The following is a 21,591-nucleotide window of genomic DNA, read 5'->3' on the forward strand; positions in this document are numbered from 1 at the left end:
CTTGTTACCTGTTACTGCCACACGGTGAAACCCGTGGGGTCTGAAAGCGGCAAACGCCCGGCCTGACAAAAGCCAGACCGGGCGTTGCGTTTAGAGTCCGTACGCTGCGCGGGGCATTTGCATGCCCACACGCGACGTGGCTCCGGAAGTGCGCGAGTTAGAGGCTGCGAGCAACCTGAACCTTCTCGTAGACTTCGATCTTGTCGCCAGGCTTGACGTCGTTGTAGCTCTTGACGCCGATACCGCATTCCATGCCGGCACGTACTTCGGAAGCGTCATCCTTGAAGCGGCGCAGGGATTCCAGCTCGCCTTCGAAGATAACGATGTCTTCACGCAGTACACGGATCGGACGGTTACGGTACACAGTACCTTCGATAACCATGCAACCGGCGATCGCACCGAATTTCGGCGAGCGGAACACGTCACGCACCTCGGCGATACCCAGGATATTTTCCCGAACGTCACTGCCAAGCATGCCGGTGAGGGCTTTCTTGACGTCTTCGATGATGTCATAGATGACGTTGTAGTAACGCATGTCCAGGCCTTCCTGCTCGACGATCTTCCGTGCGCCAGCATCGGCACGCACGTTGAAGCCGAACAATACAGCGTTGGAAGCCAGTGCCAGGTTAGCGTCGGATTCGGTGATACCACCGACACCGCCACCCACAACACGCACTTGCACTTCGTCGTTACCCAGGCCATTCAAGGCGCCGTTCAACGCTTCGAGGGAACCACGAACGTCAGATTTGAGGACGATATTCAGCGTCTTCTTCTCTGCCTGGCCCATGTTCTCGAAGATGTTTTCCAGCTTGCCGGCGTGAGCGCGAGCCAGTTTGACTTCGCGGAACTTGCCTTGACGGAACAGAGCCACTTCACGGGCTTTCTTCTCGTCCGACAGCACGCTCATCTCGTCGCCAGCGTCCGGGGTACCGTCCAGGCCGAGGATCTCGACAGGGATGGAAGGACCGGCTTCCTTGATTGGCTTGCCGTTCTCGTCGAGCATGGCACGTACACGGCCATAGTTCGAACCGACCAGGACCATGTCGCCTTGGCGCAGGGTACCGTCCTGAACCAGAACGGTTGCAACCGGGCCACGACCTTTGTCGAGACGCGATTCAACCACAACGCCACGACCTGGGGCCGATGGGGTTGCTTTCAGTTCGAGTACTTCAGCTTGCAGCAGGACCGCTTCGAGCAGTTCGTCCACGCCAGTACCGACTTTCGCCGAAACCGAAACGAACGGCGTATCACCGCCCCACTCTTCAGACGTCACGCCGTGAACCGACAGTTCGCTACGGATGCGATCAAGATCGGCGCCCGGCTTGTCGATTTTGTTCACGGCAACAACCAGTGGAACACCAGCGGCCTTGGCGTGCTGGACAGCTTCAATGGTCTGCGGCATCACGCCGTCGTCCGCTGCAACTACCAGGATCACGATGTCAGTCGCCTTGGCACCACGGGCACGCATTGCGGTAAACGCGGCGTGACCAGGGGTGTCGAGGAAGGTGACCATGCCGCGCTCGGTTTCAACGTGGTATGCACCGATGTGCTGGGTGATACCGCCGGCTTCGCCAGCAGCTACCTTGGCACGACGGATATAGTCGAGCAGCGACGTCTTACCATGGTCAACGTGGCCCATTACGGTCACAACTGGTGCACGGGAGAACGTCTCACCTTCAAACTTCAGGGACTCTGCCAGGGAATCTTCCAGGGCGGTGTCGCTGACCAGGGTCACTTTGTGGCCCAGTTCTTCGGCTACCAGCTGAGCAGTTTCCTGATCAAGCACCTGGTTGATGGTCGCTGGAGTACCCAGTTTGAACATGAACTTGATGATTTCAGCAGCCTTGACCGACATCTGGTTGGCGAGATCGCCAACAGTGATGGTCTCGCCGATCTGCACATCACGCACGACAGGGCCGGTTGGGCTCTGGAAACCGTGGGCGTTGCGCTTCTTCAGCTTGGCCTTGCCGCGACCACCACGACGGAAGCCATCGCTTTCTTCGTCGGTAGTACGTGGGGCAACGCGTGGCGCAGGCGCTTTCTCTTTGACCGAAGCGCGATGCGGAGCGTTTTTGCGCTCGCCATCGCCACCGCCACCGCGACGATTGTTATCGTCGGCACGTGGTTTGTCCGGACGACGAGGTTCCTCGCGCTTGCGGGCATCGGCAGCAGGTGCTGGTGCTGCGGCAACCGGAGCGGCCTCACGCACAGCTTCTGCGGGAGCGGCGACCGCATCAGTCGAAGCAGTTTGCGCAGCAGCAGGCTGACGGCGCGCTTCTTCTTCGGCGCGACGCTTGGATTCTTCTTCAGCCTTCTGACGAGCAGCATTTTCTACTGCGCGACGTTCATCCAGTTCGCGTTTGCGCTCGGCTTCGATTTCTTCCGGGCTGCGCTGTACGAAGACTTTTTTCTTGCGTACTTCAACGCTGATGCTCTTGCTACCAGCAACACGCAGGGTGCTGGTAGTTTTGCGCTGCAATGTAATCTTGCGCGGTTCTTCCACTTTCGCCTTGTGGCTGCTCTTCAAGTGAGTCAGCAAAGACTGCTTCTCACTATCGCTCACACCTTCATCGGCGGCGGTGTGCGGCAGACCTGCCTCACGCATCTGCTGCAACAGGCGCTCTACCGGTGTTTTGACCTCATCGGCCAGTTGTTTCACCGTGACTTGCGTCATGCACTTCTCTCCTCAGGCCGCGCCTAATTACTCGAACCAATGGGCTCGGGCGGCCATGATCAACTTGCCGGCACGATCATCGTCAATGCCGTCGATGTCGAGCAGGTCGTCAATAGACTGCTCGGCCAGGTCTTCGCGGGTAATTACGCCGCGCACCGCCAGTTCCATCGCCAAATCCTTGTCCATACCCTCAAGCGAGAGCAGGTCTTCGGCCGGATGGGCGTCTGCCAGCTTTTCCTCAGTAGCGATGGCTTTAGTCAACAAACGATCCTTGGCCCGAGCGCGAAGCTCGTTGACGGTGTCTTCGTCAAAGCCGTCGATGTTGAGCATTTCTTCCAACGGTACGTAGGCAATCTCTTCCAGGCTGGTAAAGCCTTCATCTACCAGCACCTGTGCCAGGTCTTCGTCGACTTCCAACTCGTCGATGAAGTTGCGCAGGATGTCACCGGTTTCAGCTTGCTGCTTAGCCTGGATGTCCGATTCGGTCATCACGTTCAGGGTCCAACCGGTCAGTTGGCTGGCCAGACGCACGTTCTGACCACCACGACCAATGGCCTGAGCCAGATTGTCTGCGCCAACGGCGATGTCCATTGCATGGGCATCTTCGTCAACGATAATTGCCGCCACTTCAGCAGGCGACATTGCGTTGATCACAAACTGCGCCGGGTTATCGTCCCACAGGACGATGTCCACACGCTCACCGCCCAATTCGCCCGACACTGCCTGGACGCGCGAACCGCGCATACCAATGCAAGCACCCTGCGGGTCGATGCGTTTGTCCTTGGAGCGGACCGCGATCTTGGCGCGCGAGCCCGGGTCGCGGGACGCAGCCATGACTTCAATCAGGCCTTCGGCGATTTCCGGCACTTCGATACGGAACAGCTCGATCAGCATTTCCGGCGCGGTACGCGACAGGATCAACTGAGGGCCGCGGTTCTCGGTGCGGATTTCCTTGAGCAGTGCACGCAGGCGCACGCCAACACGGAAGGTTTCGCGAGAGATGATGTCTTCGCGGGCCAGCAACGCTTCGGCGTTGTTGCCCAAGTCGACGATCACATTGTCGCGGGTCACTTTTTTCACGGTGCCGGAGATGATTTCACCCAGGCGCTCGCGATAAGCGTCGACAACTTGAGCGCGCTCGGCTTCGCGAACCTTTTGCACGATCACCTGTTTGGCGGTCTGTGCAGCAATACGGCCGAACTCGATGGATTCGATCTTTTCTTCGACGACATCACCGACCTGGGCGCCCGGGTGCGTTTCAGCAACCTTGCTTGGCCAGGTTTCGATGGCCGGATCATCAAGATCGGCTTCTTCGACGACCGTCCAGCGACGGAAAGTCTCATAGGCACCGGTGTGGCGGTTAATTTCCACACGCAGATCAACTTCGTCTTCAAAACGCTTTTTGGTAGCAGTGGCCAGGGCCAGCTCCAGCGCTTCAAAAATCACGTTTGCCGGTACGCCCTTTTCATTGGATACCGACTCAACAACCAGCAGTACTTCTTTGCTCATCGTACGCCTCGCCTTTCGCAAGCCATTGGATCCGCGGGATCCGCGTCTCAGTCAAAACTGGGAATAATGTTGGCCTTGTCGATCATATCGATCGGCAACAGGAACTCATGGTCTTCTACCTGCACCACGACATCCTGTTCTTCTACACCGCGCAGAAGGCCCTGAAAGTTGCGTCGCCCTTCAAAAGGAGACCGCAGCTTGATCTTCACTTGTTCACCGGCAAATTTTGCAAACTGCTCAATAGTGAACAGTGGGCGTTCCATGCCTGGCGAGGAAACTTCGAGGGTGTATTCAACGGAAATTGGATCTTCAACATCCAGGACACCGCTGATCTGACGGCTGACAATGGCACAATCGTCCACCAGCACACCGCCCTCTTTATCGATATAAACGCGCAACATTGAGTGGCGACCTTGAGCCGAAAACTCAATACCCCAGCATTCATAGCCTAGGGCCACGACCACCGGGGCCAGCAAGGCCTGCAACTCTTCTAGCTTGCTCGACACCTGAACCCCCTCGTGCATGTATGTGCATGCTGTGCAAAATAAAAAAATGGGCGAAACGCCCATCCTTGAAACGCCGTCGAACAGCGGCGTTGAAAGTGTCCAGCTAACAAAAAGCCCCTTAAAAGGGGCTCCGCTAAAACTGGTTGCGGGGGCCGGATTTGAACCGACGACCTTCGGGTTATGAGCCCGACGAGCTACCAGACTGCTCCACCCCGCGACAAAGCTGGGGCGGAAGTATACGACCGATCCCTTACAGGGTCAATGTAACCTTCCACCTACAAAAAAGCCCGCAACAGCGGGCTCTTCTGATAATTGGTACCGAGAAGGGGACTCGAACCCCTACACCCTATGGGCACAACCACCTCAAGGTTGCGTGTCTACCAATTCCACCACCTCGGCAATACAGCGCTTACAACCCTTCTTACTTCTGCTCTTGAGCTGGAGGTACGTCAGTCGCTGGAGTAGCCGACTTTTGCTCTTGAAGCACCGGGACATCATCAGAAGCCGGTTTTGCTTTTGGAACTTCCAACACTGCTGGGTTTGGCAAACCTACTTGAGTCAGCACATGAGCTTTCTCTTTAGCAAAGTAACCTAACCCTAAGCTGGTTATGAAGAAACCGGCGGCAAGTATAGCAGTAAACTTACTAAGAAAGGTAGAGGAACCTTGGCTTCCGAACACAGTATTTGAAGCACCTGCACCGAAAGACGCACCAGCATCCGCACCTTTACCCTGTTGCAACAAAACCAGGGCAACTACGCCCAGGGCAGCCAACAGATGAAAAACGACTACGACTGTTTCCAGCATTTTTTCAGTTTCCCGCGGCGCGACAGATCGCACCGAACTCATCTGCATTCAGGGAAGCTCCACCAATGAGCCCCCCATCGATATCCGGCATGCCGAACAGTTCGACCGCATTGGCCGCCTTCACGCTGCCGCCGTATAGAAGCCGCACACCTTGTGCGATTTCAGAATTCTCTGCCGCCAACTGCGCGCGGATGGCTGCGTGCACATCCTGCGCCTGTTGCGGCGTAGCAGTCAGCCCGGTACCAATGGCCCAGACCGGCTCGTAAGCAATTACCGCCTTTGCAAACGCACCAACACCCAGATCCTCGATGATGCTGCCCAACTGACGCGAGACAACTTCAAGAGTCTTGCCTGATTCGCGCTGCTCTAGGGTCTCGCCTATGCACAACACTGGAATCAAGCCACAAGCCTGTGCCGCTGCGAACTTGCGATTGAGTGTTCCATCACGCTCGCCCATCATCTGACGACGCTCGGAGTGCCCAACAAGCACATAGGAACAACCCGCATCGACCAGCTGACTCGGTGCAATCTCACCGGTCAACGCACCTTGCATGGCCTCCACCGCAGAATTCTGCGCGCCGACCTGAATCGACTTACCTTTCAAGCCATCAACCACTTGGGTGATATGCAAGCAAGGCGGGAAAACCGCGACATCAACACCGCTAGGCAAGGCCAGGTGACGAAGGCCATTGATCAGCTCAGCGACACTGGCGCGGGTACCGTGCATCTTCCAGTTACCAGCTACCATAGTGCGACGCATGCTGTACCTCGTCGGTCAAAGTGGGCGCAGATGTTACCCAACCACATCATTACTGGCAAGCCGAATTCAGGCGCAAACTTCAGTTACCAGTTTTGCCAGGTCTTCGGCGTGGCCGCGAACCTGTATTTCGTCGTCACCTTCGACCATAACGCGCACCAAAGGCTCTGTGCCGGACTTGCGCAGCAGTACCCGCCCGCGCCCCGCCATTGCCAGGGTCACGCGCTCGCAAGCCTCTTTGACAGCAGGGTGCTCGATCGGGTTTTCGCCGCCCGAGAAATGCACGTTAAGCAAAACTTGCGGACATTTGCGTAAAGCCTGACGCGCCTGCGCCAAGCTCTCTTCACGACGACGCAAAGCCAGCAACACCTGCAAAGCCGCGATAATCGCATCGCCCGTGGTGGTGTGCTGGAAGCATACGACGTGCCCAGAGTTTTCACCGCCCACCTGCCAATTACGCTCCAGCAGCTCGGCAATCACATAACGATCACCCACGTTGGCACGGACAAAAGGAATACCCAAGTCTGCCAATGCGAGCTCAAGCCCCAGATTGCTCATCAACGTACCGACGACACCGCCCTGGAGCTTGTTACGCTCGTGCAGGTCACGAGCAATGATGAACAACAGGTCATCGCCATCCACCACGGCCCCCGTGTGATCAACCATCAGCACGCGGTCTCCATCACCGTCAAAGGCAATCCCGAGGTCCGCATGCTCAGCCAGGACAGCGGCCTGCAACTGCCCCATATGGGTGGAGCCGCAGTTTTCGTTGATGTTCAATCCATTGGGCTGGGCCGAGAGCACTGTGACATCTGCGCCCAATTCCTTGAACACGCTTGGGGCGACTTTGTAGGTCGCACCATGGGCGCAATCGATCACAATCTTCAGGCCTGCAAAGTTGGTGCTGGTTGGCACGCTGCTCTTGCAGAACTCGATATACCGGCCCGACGCGTCATTGATCCGCGAAACCTTGCCCAACTTGCTGGACTCGACCACAGTCATCGGCGCGTCCAACAGCTCTTCAATCATCAGCTCAATCTCGTCCGGCAACTTGGTGCCCTGCCCCGAGAAAAACTTGATGCCATTGTCATCATGAGGGTTGTGCGAGGCGCTGATCACAATACCGGCTTCAGCGTGGAAGGTACGCGTCAGGTATGCAATCGCCGGGGTCGGCATAGGGCCTAGCAACATCACGTCAGCACCTGCGGCGGACAAACCTGCCTCAAGCGCAGACTCAAACATGTACCCCGAGATTCGGGTGTCCTTGCCCACCAGGATCCGGCAAGCGCCCATGCTGCGAAAGGCCATACCCGCCGCCCAACCCAGCTTGAGCATAAAATCAGGAGTAATTGGAAATTCGCCGACCCGACCACGGATCCCGTCGGTGCCAAAGTATTTTTTAGTCATAAGTGCTCCATCATTCTTATTCGGCTGATTCTACAGCGGCAATCATGCGCACCACATCAACGGTTTCTGCGACGTCATGCACACGCAAGATGCGCGCACCCTTGGTCAAGGCCAGCGCGGCCAGCGCAAGGCCACCGTATAATCGCTCACCCACAGGCCGATTCAACGCCAGCCCGATCATGCTCTTGCGTGAAACGCCAACCAGTAAGGGGCGACCAAGGGCATGAAGGGACTCCATGTGCTTGAACAGACTTAAATTGTGTTGCAGGGTCTTGGCAAAACCAAAACCCGGATCAAGAATTATCTTTTCCGGCGCAATGCCCACCGCGGCGCACTGGGCAACCCGCTCGGAGAGAAAACCACTTACCTCGCCGACCAGATCATCGTAGTGCGGGCTGTCCTGCATATTGCCGGGCTCACCCAACATATGCATCAGGCACACGGGCAGACCGGTAGCAGCGGCCGCATCCAGAGCGCCGTCGCGCCGCAGGGACCGCACATCATTGATCAATCCGGCCCCCAGCCGAGCCGTCTCGCGCATCACGGCCGGCGTTGACGTGTCTACCGAAATAATCACATCCAGCTCACGGGCAATGCGCTCGACAATCGGTGCCACACGCTCCAGCTCCTCCAGCGGAGAAACAACACGAGCACCCGGCCGGGTCGACTCGCCACCGATATCAATCAGTGTCGCGCCGGCAGCCACCATTGACTCGGCATGACGCAATGCTGCATCAACCTGGCTGAAGCGGCCACCATCGGAAAAGGAATCGGGGGTTACATTAAGAATACCCATGACATGCGCATGGGCCAAATCAAGAACCCGGTTGCCGCAAGGCAACCGGGTGGAGGACGTACCAAAAGTCATTTCAAACCTTAGTGATCCGCTGCCGGACCGCCGATCGGGGTTTCAGGACGCTCGTTTTGAACCACGGGCGGTGTACCCGAAGTCCCCGAACCACCTTCCCAATCGCGAGGCTCACGAGGCGCCCGACCAGCCATGATGTCGTCGATCTGGTCCGCATCAATGGTTTCGTACTTCATCAGCGCATCAGCCATTGCATCCAGCTTGTCGCGATTGTCGGTCAGGATCTGCTTGGCTGTGCCGTAGCACTGATCAATGATGCTGCGCACTTCAGAGTCGATCAGCTTGGCTGTCTCACCGGAGAAGCTGGCGCTTTGACCGCCACCACCACGCCCCAGGAACACTTCGCCTTCTTCCTCGGCATACATCAACGGGCCCAGCTTTTCCGACAATCCCCACTTGGTCACCATGTTCCGAGCAATCTGGCTTGCACGCATGATGTCGTTGGAAGCACCAGTGGTTACGCCGTCGAAGCCCAGCGTCATCTCTTCTGCAATACGGCCGCCGTACAGCGAGCAGATCTGGCTGATCAGCGCACGCTTGGAGAGGCTGTAACGATCCTCTTCCGGCAGGAACATGGTGACACCCAGCGCACGACCACGAGGAATGATCGACACTTTGTAGACCGGATCATGCTCAGGCACAACGCGCCCAACAATGGCGTGGCCGGCTTCGTGATAGGCAGTGTTCTGCTTCTCTTTCTCGGACATGACCATGGACTTGCGCTCGGCGCCCATCATGATCTTGTCTTTCGCCAGCTCGAACTCTTTCATTTCAACGATGCGCTTGCCGGTACGAGCCGCAAACAACGAAGCTTCGTTCACCAGGTTGGCCAAGTCGGCACCGGAGAAGCCTGGAGTACCACGGGCAATCACGGCCGGAGCCACGTCATCCCCCATTGGCACTTTGCGCATATGCACTTTCAGAATCTGTTCACGACCACGGATGTCCGGCAAACCGACCACAACCTGGCGGTCGAAACGGCCCGGACGCAGCAGCGCAGGGTCCAGCACGTCTGGACGGTTGGTTGCGGCGATGACGATGATGCCGTCATTCATCTCGAAACCATCCATCTCGACCAGCAACTGGTTGAGAGTCTGCTCACGCTCGTCGTGACCACCACCCATGCCAGCACCACGATGGCGACCAACAGCGTCGATTTCATCGATGAAGATGATGCACGGAGCGTGCTTCTTGGCCTGCTCGAACATATCGCGGACACGACTGGCACCCACGCCGACAAACATCTCAACGAAGTCAGAACCGGAAATGGTGAAGAACGGCACCTTGGCTTCGCCAGCAATCGCCTTGGCCAGCAAGGTTTTACCGGTACCCGGAGGACCTACCATCAGAACGCCGCGAGGAATACGACCACCCAGGCGCTGGAACTTGCCTGGATCGCGCAGGAACTCGACCAGTTCGCCGACTTCTTCCTTGGCCTCATCGCAGCCTGCAACATCAGCCAGGGTAGTTTTCACCTGATCTTCTGAGAGAAGGCGCGCCTTGCTCTTGCCGAAGCTCATCGGCCCGCCCTTGCCTCCGCCGCCGCCCTGCATCTGGCGCATGAAGAACATGAACACGGCAATGATTACCAGGATCGGGAAGCTTGCCACCAGGAGCTGAGTCCAGATGCTCTGCTGCTCAGGCTGCTTGCCTTCGACCACCACGTGGTTATCCACCAGGTCGCCGATCAGACCGTTGTCCTGGATTGCCGGACGAATGGTCTTGAAGCTGTCGCCATCGTTGCGTTTGCCGGTGATCACGTAGCCATCAACCGCTACGCGCTCGACCTTGCCATCCTTAACTTGCTGGATGAAGTCGGAGTAGTTGAGGGTCTGCGGCTCGTTAGGGCTGGAGAAGTTGTTCATCACCGTCACCAGGACAGCCGCGATGATCAACCACAGGATCAGATTCTTTGCCATATCGTTCAATTAACTACCCTCTGAAGCAAGCTCCGCTACTGGCGCGCGCTTCGCATGATATTCACCGGCCTAACTTACTACATTACCTACAACTCTGGCAGGCGCCGTCTGTAACCCTTTGTGAAACTTTGACTACACAATATTCGTAAAGCTTCGTGACGAAAGCGATATAAAAAAACCTATCACCCTCCTCGAATAAATCAAAAACGCTCTTCGCTCGCCGCACCTTCAACCCCGCGGAACCCACGGCACAGCAGGTATTGCTCACGAGAACGGTCTCGGGACGAGTCTGGCTTGCGAGTTTGCACCTTGTCGAACAGCTTGCGAATGTTCTTGTGATACTCGTCAAAACCTTCGCCCTGGAAGACTTTCACAAGGAAATCTCCACCGGGACGCAACACCCGACCCGCCAAATCCAGCGCCAGTTCGCAGAGGAACATGGCTCGCGGCATATCGACGGCCGGTAATCCACTCATATTGGGGGCCATGTCGGAAATCACAAGGTCTACCTGCGAATTTCCCACAGCCTCCAGGATCTCGGCCAACACCGAGTCCTGGGTGAAGTCGCCGTGCACGAAGGTCACATCCGGGATGCTGTCCATCTCAAGGATGTCGGAGGCGATCAACCGGCCTTGCCCACCAATCAGACGACTGGTCACCTGGGACCAACCACCTGGAGCGGCACCCAGATCGATAACGCTCATGCCCGGACGGATCAATTTGTCCTTGTCCTGGATCTCCAGGAGCTTGTAGCTGGCCCGCGAACGGTACCCGTCCTTTTGCGCCTTTTTGACGTAAGGATCGTTGAAATGCTCTTGCAGCCACTTAAGGCTAGTTTTGGAACGGGCCACGGGCCACCTCGAAAATAAAACGGGTCGTGATTAACTGGGCGGTCCCGGACTCGCTCGGGTAAACTGGCCGCCGCTTTTTACAAGATCAGACGCAGGGGTCAGATTATGCCGCTCACTCAAGAGCAGAAGAAACAGTACAAATCCATTGGCCACCATCTGAAACCAGTTCTGATTGTGGCAGACAACGGTTTGACTGAAGGTGTGTTAGCCGAACTTGAACGCGCATTGGGCGATCATGAACTGATCAAGATCAAGGTCAACATCCTTGACCGCGAAGCGCGCCTGGCCGCCATTGCAGAACTGTGCAAGGTTGGCAAAGCGGACCTGGTTCAGGTCATCGGCAAGATGGCGCTGCTGTATCGCAAGAACTTCAGCGTCAACAAGCAACTGTCGAACGTGCATCGCTTCAAATGATACAAGGGTCACGGGCGTGCTTTGCGCGCCCTGCCACTCCATCCTGGCGCGGGCTGTACAACCAGCACCAGGCCGGAGAACCCTAATACAAGATAGCTGAATAGCTGCCAGCGCAACGCTTCCGGCAGCCACACATGCACGATGCAAAACATTGCACACGCATACAGCGCCATCAACAGCAGTTGGCCGCGAATATCCCGCCACAAACTCCCCAAGCCCTCGGCCTTGACCAGCACCAATGCCTGAAGAGTCACGCACGCTGCTGCAAAACCCACCAGCAACGCACTCAGTAATCCATCGATCTCATCGATCAGCAACGGAGCCAGACCAATAAGGCCCAGCGCCGGCAGCACACCAATGTGCAGCAACCACAGGCCACCCACCCAAAGCATCTGGGCAAGCTGCCAAAGCATGGCGCCCGCACGAAGCGGGCGCCGCCTTTCAGACGTGGCGAACTTCAACAATCTCGTACTCGATCACGCCACCGGGTGTTTTTACAGCCACCACATCACCCTCTTCCTTGGCAATCAAGGCGCGGGCCAGCGGCGAACCGACGGAGATTTTTCCGAGCTTAAAGTCAGCTTCGTCTTCGCCAACGATATGGTAAGTCACGCGATCATCAGTCTCCACATTGGCGATTTCGACGGTGGTACCGAAGATCACTTTGCCAGTGTGAGGAATGCTCGTAACGTCGATGACGACCTGATTCTGGATCCGACCCTCAATGTCACGAATCCGCGCCTCAACCATCCCCTGCTGCTCGCGAGCCGCGTGGTATTCAGCGTTTTCCTTCAAGTCACCCAGCTCGCGGGCCGTACCGATGTCCTGGCTCAGCTTCGGACGTACGACCTTGGTCAGATGAGCGTGCTCCTCTTCCAGGGCCTTTGCGCCCTGGACGGTCATTGGGTATTTGATCATGCCTTCAATCCTGCGTGTAGATCCTGCAAGCGGCGCACGGTTTTTTCCGGACCGAACTTGAGCGCTTCACAGATAGCTTCGCCAGCAGCAATGGTGGTGGTGCAGTAGATCTTGTGCTGCAAGGCATTACGACGAATGGAGTAGGAGTCCGCGATCGACTGACGACCTTCGGTGGTATTGATGATCAGCGTGACTTCGTCATTCTTGATCATGTCGACCACGTGCGGACGGCCTTCCGTCACCTTGTTTACGCGACGCACTTTCAGGCCCGCCGCTTCGATCAGCTTGGCAGTACCGGCAGTAGCCACGACTTCAAAGCCCAAGTTGATCAGATCACGGGCAACACCTGCAACCAGTGGCTTGTCGTCATCACGCACACTGATAAACGCAGTACCGCCGGTCGGCAGCACTTCGCTGGCACCCATCTGAGCCTTGGCGAACGCTTCACCGAAGGTATCGCCCACGCCCATCACTTCACCGGTGGACTTCATCTCTGGGCCCAGGATCGGGTCCACACCAGGGAATTTGGCGAATGGAAACACCGCCTCTTTCACGCTGTAGAAGTTCGGAATGATTTCCTTGGTGAAGCCGATTTCCTTCAGGGTCTTACCGGCCATTACACGGGCAGCGATCATCGCCAGGGACACACCGATGCACTTGGACACGAAAGGTACGGTACGCGAAGCACGTGGGTTGACTTCGATGACGTAGATGTCTTCGCCTTGCAGCGCCAACTGAACGTTCATCAAGCCGACCACGCCCAATTCCAGGGCCATTTTCTTGACCTGCTCGCGCATCTCGTCCTGGATGTGCAGCGGCAACGAGTACGGCGGCAGCGAGCACGCGGAGTCACCGGAGTGAACGCCCGCCTGTTCGATGTGCTGCATGATCGCGCCGATCACTACATCAGTGCCGTCGCAAACCGCATCCACGTCCATTTCAATGGCGCAGTTGAGGAAGTGATCCAGCAGCACAGGGCTGTCATTGGACACTTTCACTGCATCGCGCAGGTAACGCTTGAGTTCTTCTTCTTCGTAGACGATTTCCATCGCCCGGCCGCCCAGCACGTAGGACGGACGCACCACCAGCGGGTAGCCGATCTTGCTGGCTGCGCGAATAGCTTCGTCTTCGCTGCGCACGGTAGCGTTTGGCGGCTGACGCAGGTTCAGGCGCTCAACCATTTGCTGGAAACGCTCACGGTCTTCAGCACGGTCGATAGCGTCCGGGCTGGTGCCGATGATTGGCACACCGGCAGCTTCCAGAGCGCGTGCCAATTTCAGCGGGGTTTGGCCGCCGTACTGGACGATCACGCCTTTTGGCTTCTCGACGCGACAGATTTCCAGCACGTCTTCCAGCGTAACCGGCTCGAAGTACAAGCGGTCGGAAGTGTCGTAGTCAGTGGAAACGGTTTCTGGGTTGCAGTTGACCATGATGGTCTCGTACCCGTCTTCGCGCAGGGCGAGAGCGGCGTGTACGCAGCAGTAGTCGAACTCGATGCCCTGGCCGATACGGTTTGGACCGCCACCCAGGATGATGATCTTGTCGCGACCCGACGGTGCGGCCTCGCACTCCTCCTCGTAGGTGGAGTACAGGTACGCGGTGTCGGTGGCGAACTCTGCAGCGCAGGTGTCAACGCGCTTATAGACCGGAAAGATATCCAGCTTGTGGCGATGCGTACGCAGGTTCTTCTCGGTCACGCCCAGCAGCTTGGCCAGACGCTGGTCGGAGAAGCCTTTGCGCTTGAGGCGGAACATCAGGTCGCGGTCGATAGAGGAAAGACCGAGGGTCTTGACCCTCTCTTCTTCCTTGATCAGATCTTCGATCTGTACCAGGAACCACGGATCGATCATGTTCATGCCGAAGATATCTTCGACGGTCATGCCGGCGCGGAAAGCATCGGCCACGTACCAGATACGCTCAGCGCCCGGAACGGTCAGCTCGCGTTTGAGCACGCTCATGCTTTCCGGGTTGCTCAGGTCGAGCTTCTCGTCCAGACCGCAAACGCCCACTTCCAGGCCACGCAGGGCTTTCTGCAGGGATTCCTGGAAGGTCCGGCCGATGGCCATGACTTCACCGACCGACTTCATCTGAGTGGTCAGGCGGGCATCGGCTTTCGGGAATTTCTCGAAAGCGAAGCGTGGCAGCTTGGTGACGACGTAGTCGATCGACGGCTCGAAGGACGCCGGCGTAGCGCCGCCAGTGATTTCGTTCTGCAATTCGTCCAGGGTGTAACCGATTGCCAGCTTGGCTGCGATGCGCGCAATCGGGAAGCCGGTAGCTTTCGATGCCAGCGCCGAAGAACGCGATACACGCGGGTTCATCTCGATCACGACCATGCGGCCTGTGTCCGGGCAGATGCCGAACTGAACGTTGGAACCGCCGGTTTCAACGCCGATCTCACGCAGTACCGCCAACGAGGCGTTACGCATGATCTGGTATTCCTTGTCCGTCAGGGTCTGTGCCGGAGCAACGGTGATCGAGTCGCCGGTGTGCACGCCCATCGGGTCAAAGTTTTCGATGGAGCAGACGATGATGCAGTTGTCCTTTTTGTCGCGGACAACTTCCATCTCGTACTCTTTCCAGCCGATCAGGGATTCGTCGATCAACAGCTCTTTGGTCGGCGACAGGTCCAGACCACGCGCGCAAATCTCTTCGAACTCTTCACGGTTGTAAGCAATACCGCCACCCGTGCCGCCCATGGTGAAGGACGGACGGATGATGCACGGGAAGCCCAGCTTTTCGAGAACCGCGTTGGCCTCTTCCATGCTGTGGGCGATACCGGAACGCGGGCAATCAAGGCCGATGGACTTCATGGCCTTGTCGAAACGCGAGCGGTCTTCAGCCTTGTCGATGGTGTCGGCATTGGCGCCGATCATCTCTACGCCGAACTTTTCCAGAACGCCTTCGCGCTCCAGGTCCAGCGCGCAGTTCAGTGCGGTCTGGCCACCCATGGTTGGCAGCAGGGCGTCCGGACGCTCTTTTTCGATGATCTTGGCAACGGTCTGCCACTTGATCGGCTCGATGTAGGTGGCGTCGGCCATGTCCGGGTCGGTCATGATGGTGGCCGGGTTGGAGTTCACCAGGATGACGCGGTAGCCCTCTTCGCGCAGGGCTTTACAGGCCTGGGCGCCGGAGTAGTCGAATTCGCAGGCCTGGCCGATCACGATCGGGCCAGCGCCGAGAATCAGGATGCTTTTTATGTCTGTACGTTTTGGCATGGGTTTGTCACTCAAATCCGCAGGTCAGTCGGCAAGCCGTCTTGAACAATCTTTGAAGAGCCTGCAGGGGCCACCGGGATTCGGGGCCGCCCGCAGGCCGCTCAGTCAGCGTCGCTTGGCCATCTCATTGATGAAACGGTCGAACAGCGGCGCTACGTCGTTCGGGCCCGGGCTCGCTTCAGGGTGGCCCTGGAAGCTGAACGCGCTCTTGTCGGTGCGTTCGATGCCTTGCAGGGAGCCGTCGAACAGCGACTTGTGAATTGCGCGGACGTTGCCCGGCAAGCTCGCTTCATCCACCGCAAAACCGTGGTTCTGGCTGGTGATCATCACGACGCCAGTGTCCAGGTCTTGCACTGGGTGGTTGGCACCGTGATGGCCGTGACCCATTTTCAGGGTCTTGGCGCCGGAAGCCAGTGCCAATAGTTGGTGGCCCAGGCAGATACCGAACACCGGAATCTCGGTTTCCAGTACTTCCTTGATGGCCTGGATGGCGTAGTCGCAAGGCTCCGGATCACCTGGACCGTTGGACAGGAACACACCGTCCGGCTGCAAGGCCAGCACATCGCTAGCAGGGGTTTGCGCAGGCACCACAGTCACGCGGCAACCGCGCTCAACCAGCATGCGCAGGATGTTGTACTTCACACCGTAGTCGTACGCGACCACATGGTAAGGCAACTCGCTGGCTTCGATGGTCGCGTGGCTGTCGGTCTTCAAGTCCCAGACAGTGGAGCGCCATTCGTACTTCTCTTTGACGCTGACGACCTTCGCCAGGTCCATGCCCTTCAAGCCAGGGAAGCCTTGCGCTGCGGCAATCGCCGCGTCTTCGGAAATATTGTCACCGACCATGATGCAGCCGTTCTGCGAGCCTTTTTCACGCAGGATGCGTGTGAGGCGGCGCGTATCGATACCGGCGATTGCCACAACATTGTTGGCTTTCAGGTAATCGGACAGCGACATCGTGTTACGCCAGTTGCTCGCAACCAGTGGCAGGTCACGAATCACCAGACCGGCCGACCAGACACGATCAGACTCGACGTCTTCCGGTGTAGTACCGGTATTGCCGATGTGTGGATAGGTCAGGGTAACGATCTGTTGGGCGTAGGAAGGATCGGTAAGGATTTCCTGATAGCCGGTCATGGCAGTGTTAAACACTACCTCTCCAACGGTTTGACCGTCGGCTCCAATGGCTTCGCCGCGAAAAATGCTGCCATCAGCAAGGGCGAGTATGGCTGGCTTAGTCAAGAAGACCTCCCGTAAATAAAGCCTGAAAGGGCGATCGCAGGTTGTAAAAAAGCGGAGTGACGTATGGACACGTCACCCCGCTTCTTCACTGAATTATTCTGCGCGCTTTTAGTGGACACACTAAAGCTGTAGCTTACAGAAAAAGGCTTTTTGGGTCCACCGCTAATGAGCCTTAAAGGCAGGAGAATGCGACAGGACGTCGCTTAGCGGGTAAAAACGGGGCCTTAGGATAATCCTGAGGCCCCGTTTTAGCTACTGATTAGTGCAGTTCCAGCACATCGCGCATGTCATACAGACCCGCATCACGACCTTCCAACCAGAGCGCAGCGCGCACCGCACCCTTGGCGAACGTCATGCGACTGGAAGCTTTGTGCGTGATTTCCAGGCGCTCGCCTTCAGTAGCGAAGAGCACGGTGTGATCACCTACGACATCACCACCACGAACGGTCGCAAAACCAATAGTGTCACGGGCGCGCGCACCGGTATGGCCTTCGCGACCGTAAACCGCCACCTTGGACAGGTCGCGTCCCAGCGCATCAGCAATAGCCTCGCCCATGCGCAGCGCGGTACCCGACGGCGCATCGATCTTGTGACGGTGATGCGTTTCGATAATCTCGATATCCGCTTCATCACCCAGCACGCGCGCGGCCAGATCCAGCAACTTGAGCGACAGGTTCACGCCGACACTGAAGTTGGCAGCAAAGACGACAGGGATATCCTTGCCCGCCTCCACCAGCAACTGCTTCTGCTCGGCAGTCAAACCCGTAGTACCGATCACCATCGCCTTGCCCGCCTTTCGGCAGAAGGCGAGATTTTTCAGCATCACTTCCGGCAACGTGAAGTCGATCAGCACGTCGAATTCATCCGCCACCTGCTCTAGGTTGCCGGACAACGACACACCGATACGACCCAGTGAAGCCAACTCACCCGCATCCGCACCAATCAATGTGCTGCCAGGACGAACAATCGCCGCAGTCAGGCCGGAGGCTGGAGAACGCTGCTGCACCGCTTCGACCAGCGTCTTGCCCATGCGCCCGGCAGCGCCCATCACGGCTATACGTCGCATATTCACTTCCTTACAGATCGCCGAAGAAGCGCTTCACACCATCGAAAAAGCCCGTGGTTTTCGGCGAGTGAGAGTCATCGCCTTCCAACGAACTGCGGAACTCTTCAAGCAGTTCACGCTGACGGCGACCCAGGTTGACCGGAGTTTCCACCGCCACACGGCACATCAGGTCGCCAGCACCGCCACCGCGCACTGGCGCTACGCCCTTGCCACGAATGCGGAATTGCTTACCCGTCTGCGTCCCCTCAGGGATCTTCAGCTTGACTCGACCATCAAGGGTCGGAATCTCCAACTCACCGCCCAAGGCAGCATCGACAAAACTGATCGGCACTTCGCAGAACAGGTGCTTGCCGTCACGCTGGAAGATCGAGTGCTCGCGCACATTGATCACCACGTACAGATCACCCGTTGGACCGCCCTGAGTACCCGCCTCGCCCTCGCCAGACAGGCGAATGCGATCACCGGTATCCACGCCCGCCGGCACTTTCACCGAAAGGGTCTTGTACTCTTCGACACGGCCTTCGCCGTGGCAGGAGTCGCACGGATCGGAAATGATCTTGCCCTGGCCATGGCAACGCGGGCAGGTCTGCTGCACCGAGAAGAAACCCTGCTGCATACGGACCTGGCCAATACCGCCGCACGTCGGGCAAGTAATCGGCGAGGAGCCTTTCTTGGCACCCGAACCATCACACGGCTTGCAGTTGACCAGCGTCGGCACGCGAATGTTGACGCTTGTGCCGCGAACAGCTTCTTCCAGGTTCAGCTCCAGCGTGTAGCGCAAGTCGCTGCCACGCTGGGCGCCACCGCGCTGACCACCCCGACCACCGCCAAAGAAGTCACTGAATACGTCACCGAAAATATCGGAGAAGTTCTGACCGCCAAAACCGGCACCGCCGCCGCCCATGCTTGGGTCGACACCAGCATGGCCATACTGGTCGTAGGCCGCACGCTTATTGGGATCAGACAGACATTCGTAGGCCTCGTTGGCCTCTTTGAACATTTCTTCGGATTCTTTGCTATCCGGATTACGGTCCGGGTGGTGCTTCATCGCCAGGCGACGGTAAGCCTTTTTCAGGTCCGCCTCGCTGGAGCCGCGCTCCACACCCAACACTTCGTAATAGTCACGCTTTGCCATAAGTCTTTGCACTCTTAAGGACGTTCAGCCAGACCCTCCTGAGCCTGACTAAACTCGTTGAGCCCCAATACAGGCCCGGACCCAACTCACGTCAATTCAACGATCCTGGTCATTACTACCTTTTAGCCAGGGACCCGGCCAAAAACGCGGTATTTAATGCTCGGAAAGCAGGAGCATCCCCGATCACACCGCCAGCATCCGAGCGTTGTCGCATGCTGTAAAAATTCACATACCCCAGACACGCCAACGCGGGAGCAAGCTCCCGCGCGGCGACATCCTACCAGTCACCGCTTGATAGCGGTCAACCGGGCGACCAACTTACTTAGTCTCTTTGACTTCTTCGAACTCGGCATCGACAGCGTCGTCGTGCTTGGCTTCAGGCTCTGCCTGTTGCGCAGCACCTTCAGCTGGCTGGCCTTGCTCGGCATACATCTTCTGGGCAACCGGTGCGGAGACTTTGGACAGCTCCTCAATCTTGGCGTCGATAGCAGCCTTGTCGTCGCCTTTAACAGCGGCTTCCAGGGCAACCACGGCGGCTTCGATTGCAGTTTTCTCTTCAGCGGTCACTTTCTCGCCGGCATCGGCGATCATTTTACGTGTCGAGTGCACCAGTGCATCACCCTGGTTACGGGCGCCGGCCAGTTCTGCGAACTTGGCATCTGCATCAGCGTTGGCTTCAGCATCACGAATCATCTGTTGAATTTCTTCATCAGACAGGCCGGAGTTGGCCTTGATGGTGATCTTCTGCTCTTTGCCGGTAGCCTTGTCTTTCGCGCCGACGTGCAGGATGCCGTTGGCGTCGATGTCGAAAGTCACTTCAATTTGCGGCACGCCACGAGGTGCTGGTGGAATCTCAGCCAGGTCGAACTTGCCCAGGGACTTGTTCTGGGCAGCTTGCTTACGCTCACCTTGCAGCACGTGAATGGTCACAGCGCCTTGATTGTCATCGGCAGTCGAGAACACCTGGGATTTCTTGGTAGGAATCGTGGTGTTTTTCTCGATCAGCGCGGTCATCACGCCACCCATGGTTTCGATACCCAGGGTCAGCGGACTGACGTCCAGCAGCAACACGTCTTTCACGTCACCAGCCAATACCGCACCCTGGATGGCAGCACCCATGGCGACTGCTTCGTCCGGGTTCACGTCTTTACGCGCTTCTTTGCCGAAGAACTCGGTAACCAGCTTCTGAACCAGCGGCATACGGGTCTGACCGCCTACCAGGATCACGTCGTTGATTGCACCAACGTCGATACCGGAGTCTTTCAGCGCAATGCGGCAAGGCTCGATGGTGCGTTGAACCAGATCTTCGACCAGCGCTTCCAATTTGGCGCGAGAAATCTTCACGTTCAAGTGCTTAGGACCGGTAGCGTCTGCAGTGATGTAAGGCAGGTTGACGTCGGTCGACTGAGCGGAAGACAGCTCGATCTTGGCTTTTTCAGCAGCTTCTTTCAGGCGCTGCATTGCCAGCGGGTCACCCTTGAGATTCATGCCGCTTTCTTTCTTGAATTCGTCAACGAGGTAGTCGATCAGACGAATGTCAAAGTCTTCACCGCCCAGGAAAGTGTCGCCGTTAGTAGCCAACACTTCGAACTGGTGCTCGCCGTCAACTTCGGCAATTTCGATCACGGAAACGTCAAAGGTACCGCCACCCAGGTCATAAACGATCACAGTGTGGTCGCCTTTGGCCTTGTCCATACCGTAAGCCAGAGCGGCTGCAGTTGGCTCGTTGATGATACGTTTTACGTCCAGGCCAGCGATGCGGCCGGCGTCTTTGGTCGCCTGGCGCTGGCTGTCGTTGAAGTAGGCTGGAACGGTGATTACCGCTTCAGTCACTGCTTCGCCCAAGTAGTCTTCGGCGGTTTTCTTCATCTTTTTCAAGATTTCAGCCGAAATTTGTGGCGGCGACATTTTCTGGCCGTTCACTTCAACCCAGGCGTCACCGTTGTCAGCCTTGGCGATTTTGTACGGAACCATCTTGATGTCTTTCTGTACGACTTCTTCGTCGAACTTACGACCGATCAGGCGCTTTACCGCGTACAAAGTGTTGTGCGGGTTGGTGACAGCCTGACGCTTGGCCGACTGACCAACGAGGATTTCACCGTCATTGGCGTAAGCAATGATCGACGGCGTGGTACGCGCGCCTTCGGCGTTCTCGATTACTTTTGCAACGCCGTTTTCCAGCACGGAGACGCAGGAGTTGGTGGTCCCCAGGTCAATACCGATAATTTTGCCCATGATTTACTCTCCCGAAACTTGAATTTGGTTGCCGCAGCAGTGGTGGCTAACTGCGGTAGCACTTAAA

17 protein-coding genes and 2 tRNA genes are annotated in these 21,591 nt (G+C 57.3%); 1 reads left to right on the plus strand and 18 read right to left on the minus strand.

Annotation, left to right across the window (positions count from 1 at the left end; all coding sequences use genetic code 11):
- Positions 1 to 157 precede the first annotated feature (157 nt).
- From infB to rlmE, 11 genes are all read right to left on the minus strand, one after another.
- Positions 158 to 2,674, minus strand: coding sequence for a translation initiation factor IF-2 (infB, locus tag NDJ82_RS07840; RefSeq protein WP_099584793.1), 2,517 nt, complete (start codon positions 2,672 to 2,674; stop codon positions 158 to 160).
- A 27-nt stretch (positions 2,675 to 2,701) separates the two neighbouring features.
- Complete coding sequence (gene nusA / locus NDJ82_RS07845) at positions 2,702 to 4,183, minus strand: transcription termination factor NusA (protein ID WP_003212187.1); 1,482 nt, start codon at positions 4,181 to 4,183, stop codon at positions 2,702 to 2,704.
- 47 nt (positions 4,184 to 4,230) lie between these two features.
- Complete coding sequence (gene rimP / locus NDJ82_RS07850) at positions 4,231 to 4,689, minus strand: ribosome maturation factor RimP (RefSeq protein WP_038843818.1); 459 nt, start codon at positions 4,687 to 4,689, stop codon at positions 4,231 to 4,233.
- A 140-nt stretch (positions 4,690 to 4,829) separates the two neighbouring features.
- Positions 4,830 to 4,906: transfer RNA gene (locus tag NDJ82_RS07855), tRNA-Met, on the minus strand.
- A 96-nt stretch (positions 4,907 to 5,002) separates the two neighbouring features.
- Positions 5,003 to 5,088 (minus strand) — tRNA-Leu (locus NDJ82_RS07860).
- A 22-nt stretch (positions 5,089 to 5,110) separates the two neighbouring features.
- Positions 5,111 to 5,494: a preprotein translocase subunit SecG gene (secG, locus tag NDJ82_RS07865; RefSeq protein ID WP_010206600.1), complete on the minus strand. Its 384-nt coding sequence runs from the start codon at positions 5,492 to 5,494 to the stop codon at positions 5,111 to 5,113.
- Positions 5,495 to 5,498: 4 nt separating this feature from the next.
- Positions 5,499 to 6,254 carry a triose-phosphate isomerase gene (tpiA, locus tag NDJ82_RS07870; RefSeq protein WP_112196762.1) on the minus strand — a complete coding sequence of 252 codons (756 nt, stop codon included), beginning with the start codon at positions 6,252 to 6,254 and terminating at the stop codon, positions 5,499 to 5,501.
- Positions 6,255 to 6,320: 66 nt separating this feature from the next.
- Positions 6,321 to 7,658 (minus strand): phosphoglucosamine mutase, encoded by a 1,338-nt coding sequence (gene glmM, locus NDJ82_RS07875; RefSeq protein WP_112196763.1) that lies wholly within the window; start codon positions 7,656 to 7,658, stop codon positions 6,321 to 6,323.
- A 16-nt stretch (positions 7,659 to 7,674) separates the two neighbouring features.
- On the minus strand, positions 7,675 to 8,526 hold the full coding sequence (gene folP / locus NDJ82_RS07880; RefSeq protein ID WP_099584790.1) for a dihydropteroate synthase: 852 nt from the start codon (positions 8,524 to 8,526) through the stop codon (positions 7,675 to 7,677).
- 8 nt (positions 8,527 to 8,534) lie between these two features.
- Positions 8,535 to 10,445, minus strand: a complete 1,911-nt coding sequence (ftsH, locus tag NDJ82_RS07885; RefSeq protein ID WP_099584789.1) for an ATP-dependent zinc metalloprotease FtsH — start codon at positions 10,443 to 10,445, stop codon at positions 8,535 to 8,537.
- Positions 10,446 to 10,645: 200 nt separating this feature from the next.
- The gene (gene rlmE / locus NDJ82_RS07890; protein ID WP_003235041.1) at positions 10,646 to 11,296 is read right to left on the minus strand and encodes a 23S rRNA (uridine(2552)-2'-O)-methyltransferase RlmE; all 651 of its coding nucleotides are present in this window, start codon (positions 11,294 to 11,296) and stop codon (positions 10,646 to 10,648) included.
- A 105-nt stretch (positions 11,297 to 11,401) separates the two neighbouring features.
- Between rlmE and NDJ82_RS07895 the strand changes: the two genes are divergently transcribed.
- Positions 11,402 to 11,710 (plus strand): YhbY family RNA-binding protein, encoded by a 309-nt coding sequence (locus tag NDJ82_RS07895; protein ID WP_017139256.1) that lies wholly within the window; start codon positions 11,402 to 11,404, stop codon positions 11,708 to 11,710.
- 8 nt (positions 11,711 to 11,718) lie between these two features.
- On the opposite strand, the gene NDJ82_RS07900 is transcribed toward NDJ82_RS07895, so the two are convergent.
- The 7 genes from NDJ82_RS07900 to dnaK form a co-directional block, all read right to left on the minus strand.
- Positions 11,719 to 12,123: an MFS transporter gene (locus NDJ82_RS07900; RefSeq protein ID WP_112196765.1), complete on the minus strand. Its 405-nt coding sequence runs from the start codon at positions 12,121 to 12,123 to the stop codon at positions 11,719 to 11,721.
- A gap of 28 nt (positions 12,124 to 12,151) precedes the next feature.
- Positions 12,152 to 12,628 (minus strand): transcription elongation factor GreA, encoded by a 477-nt coding sequence (gene greA / locus NDJ82_RS07905; protein WP_099584787.1) that lies wholly within the window; start codon positions 12,626 to 12,628, stop codon positions 12,152 to 12,154.
- Positions 12,625 to 15,846, minus strand: a complete 3,222-nt coding sequence (gene carB, locus NDJ82_RS07910; RefSeq protein ID WP_250925260.1) for a carbamoyl-phosphate synthase large subunit — start codon at positions 15,844 to 15,846, stop codon at positions 12,625 to 12,627. Before carB ends, greA begins: the two co-directional genes overlap by 4 nt.
- 105 nt (positions 15,847 to 15,951) lie before the next feature.
- Complete coding sequence (gene carA, locus NDJ82_RS07915) at positions 15,952 to 17,088, minus strand: glutamine-hydrolyzing carbamoyl-phosphate synthase small subunit (RefSeq protein WP_099584785.1); 1,137 nt, start codon at positions 17,086 to 17,088, stop codon at positions 15,952 to 15,954.
- Positions 17,089 to 17,347: 259 nt separating this feature from the next.
- A complete protein-coding gene (gene dapB, locus NDJ82_RS07920; protein ID WP_099584784.1) occupies positions 17,348 to 18,154 on the minus strand; it encodes a 4-hydroxy-tetrahydrodipicolinate reductase in 807 nt (268 codons plus the stop codon).
- 10 nt (positions 18,155 to 18,164) lie between these two features.
- Complete coding sequence (gene dnaJ / locus NDJ82_RS07925) at positions 18,165 to 19,289, minus strand: molecular chaperone DnaJ (RefSeq protein WP_015885930.1); 1,125 nt, start codon at positions 19,287 to 19,289, stop codon at positions 18,165 to 18,167.
- Positions 19,290 to 19,607: 318 nt separating this feature from the next.
- Positions 19,608 to 21,524 (minus strand): molecular chaperone DnaK, encoded by a 1,917-nt coding sequence (gene dnaK, locus NDJ82_RS07930; RefSeq protein ID WP_099584783.1) that lies wholly within the window; start codon positions 21,522 to 21,524, stop codon positions 19,608 to 19,610.
- Positions 21,525 to 21,591 lie beyond the last annotated feature (67 nt).

This window comes from Pseudomonas sp. SR18 (genome assembly GCF_023701505.1).
GTDB lineage: Bacteria > Pseudomonadota > Gammaproteobacteria > Pseudomonadales > Pseudomonadaceae > Aquipseudomonas > Aquipseudomonas cyclaminis.

What these genes read in the sequence shown, in the direction of transcription:
- infB (WP_099584793.1), bottom strand. Translation starts at nt 2,674, where the DNA reads ATGACGCAAGTCACGGTGAAACAACTGGCCGATGAGGTCAAAACACCG.
- nusA (WP_003212187.1), bottom strand. Translation starts at nt 4,183, where the DNA reads ATGAGCAAAGAAGTACTGCTGGTTGTTGAGTCGGTATCCAATGAAAAG.
- secG (WP_010206600.1), bottom strand. Translation starts at nt 5,494, where the DNA reads ATGCTGGAAACAGTCGTAGTCGTTTTTCATCTGTTGGCTGCCCTGGGC.
- tpiA (WP_112196762.1), bottom strand. Translation starts at nt 6,254, where the DNA reads ATGCGTCGCACTATGGTAGCTGGTAACTGGAAGATGCACGGTACCCGC.
- glmM (WP_112196763.1), bottom strand. Translation starts at nt 7,658, where the DNA reads ATGACTAAAAAATACTTTGGCACCGACGGGATCCGTGGTCGGGTCGGC.
- folP (WP_099584790.1), bottom strand. Translation starts at nt 8,526, where the DNA reads ATGACTTTTGGTACGTCCTCCACCCGGTTGCCTTGCGGCAACCGGGTT.
- ftsH (WP_099584789.1), bottom strand. Translation starts at nt 10,445, where the DNA reads ATGGCAAAGAATCTGATCCTGTGGTTGATCATCGCGGCTGTCCTGGTG.
- NDJ82_RS07895 (WP_017139256.1), top strand. Translation starts at nt 11,402, where the DNA reads ATGCCGCTCACTCAAGAGCAGAAGAAACAGTACAAATCCATTGGCCAC.
- NDJ82_RS07900 (WP_112196765.1), bottom strand. Translation starts at nt 12,123, where the DNA reads ATGCTTTGGCAGCTTGCCCAGATGCTTTGGGTGGGTGGCCTGTGGTTG.
- greA (WP_099584787.1), bottom strand. Translation starts at nt 12,628, where the DNA reads ATGATCAAATACCCAATGACCGTCCAGGGCGCAAAGGCCCTGGAAGAG.
- carB (WP_250925260.1), bottom strand. Translation starts at nt 15,846, where the DNA reads ATGCCAAAACGTACAGACATAAAAAGCATCCTGATTCTCGGCGCTGGC.
- dapB (WP_099584784.1), bottom strand. Translation starts at nt 18,154, where the DNA reads ATGCGACGTATAGCCGTGATGGGCGCTGCCGGGCGCATGGGCAAGACG.
- dnaJ (WP_015885930.1), bottom strand. Translation starts at nt 19,289, where the DNA reads ATGGCAAAGCGTGACTATTACGAAGTGTTGGGTGTGGAGCGCGGCTCC.
- dnaK (WP_099584783.1), bottom strand. Translation starts at nt 21,524, where the DNA reads ATGGGCAAAATTATCGGTATTGACCTGGGGACCACCAACTCCTGCGTC.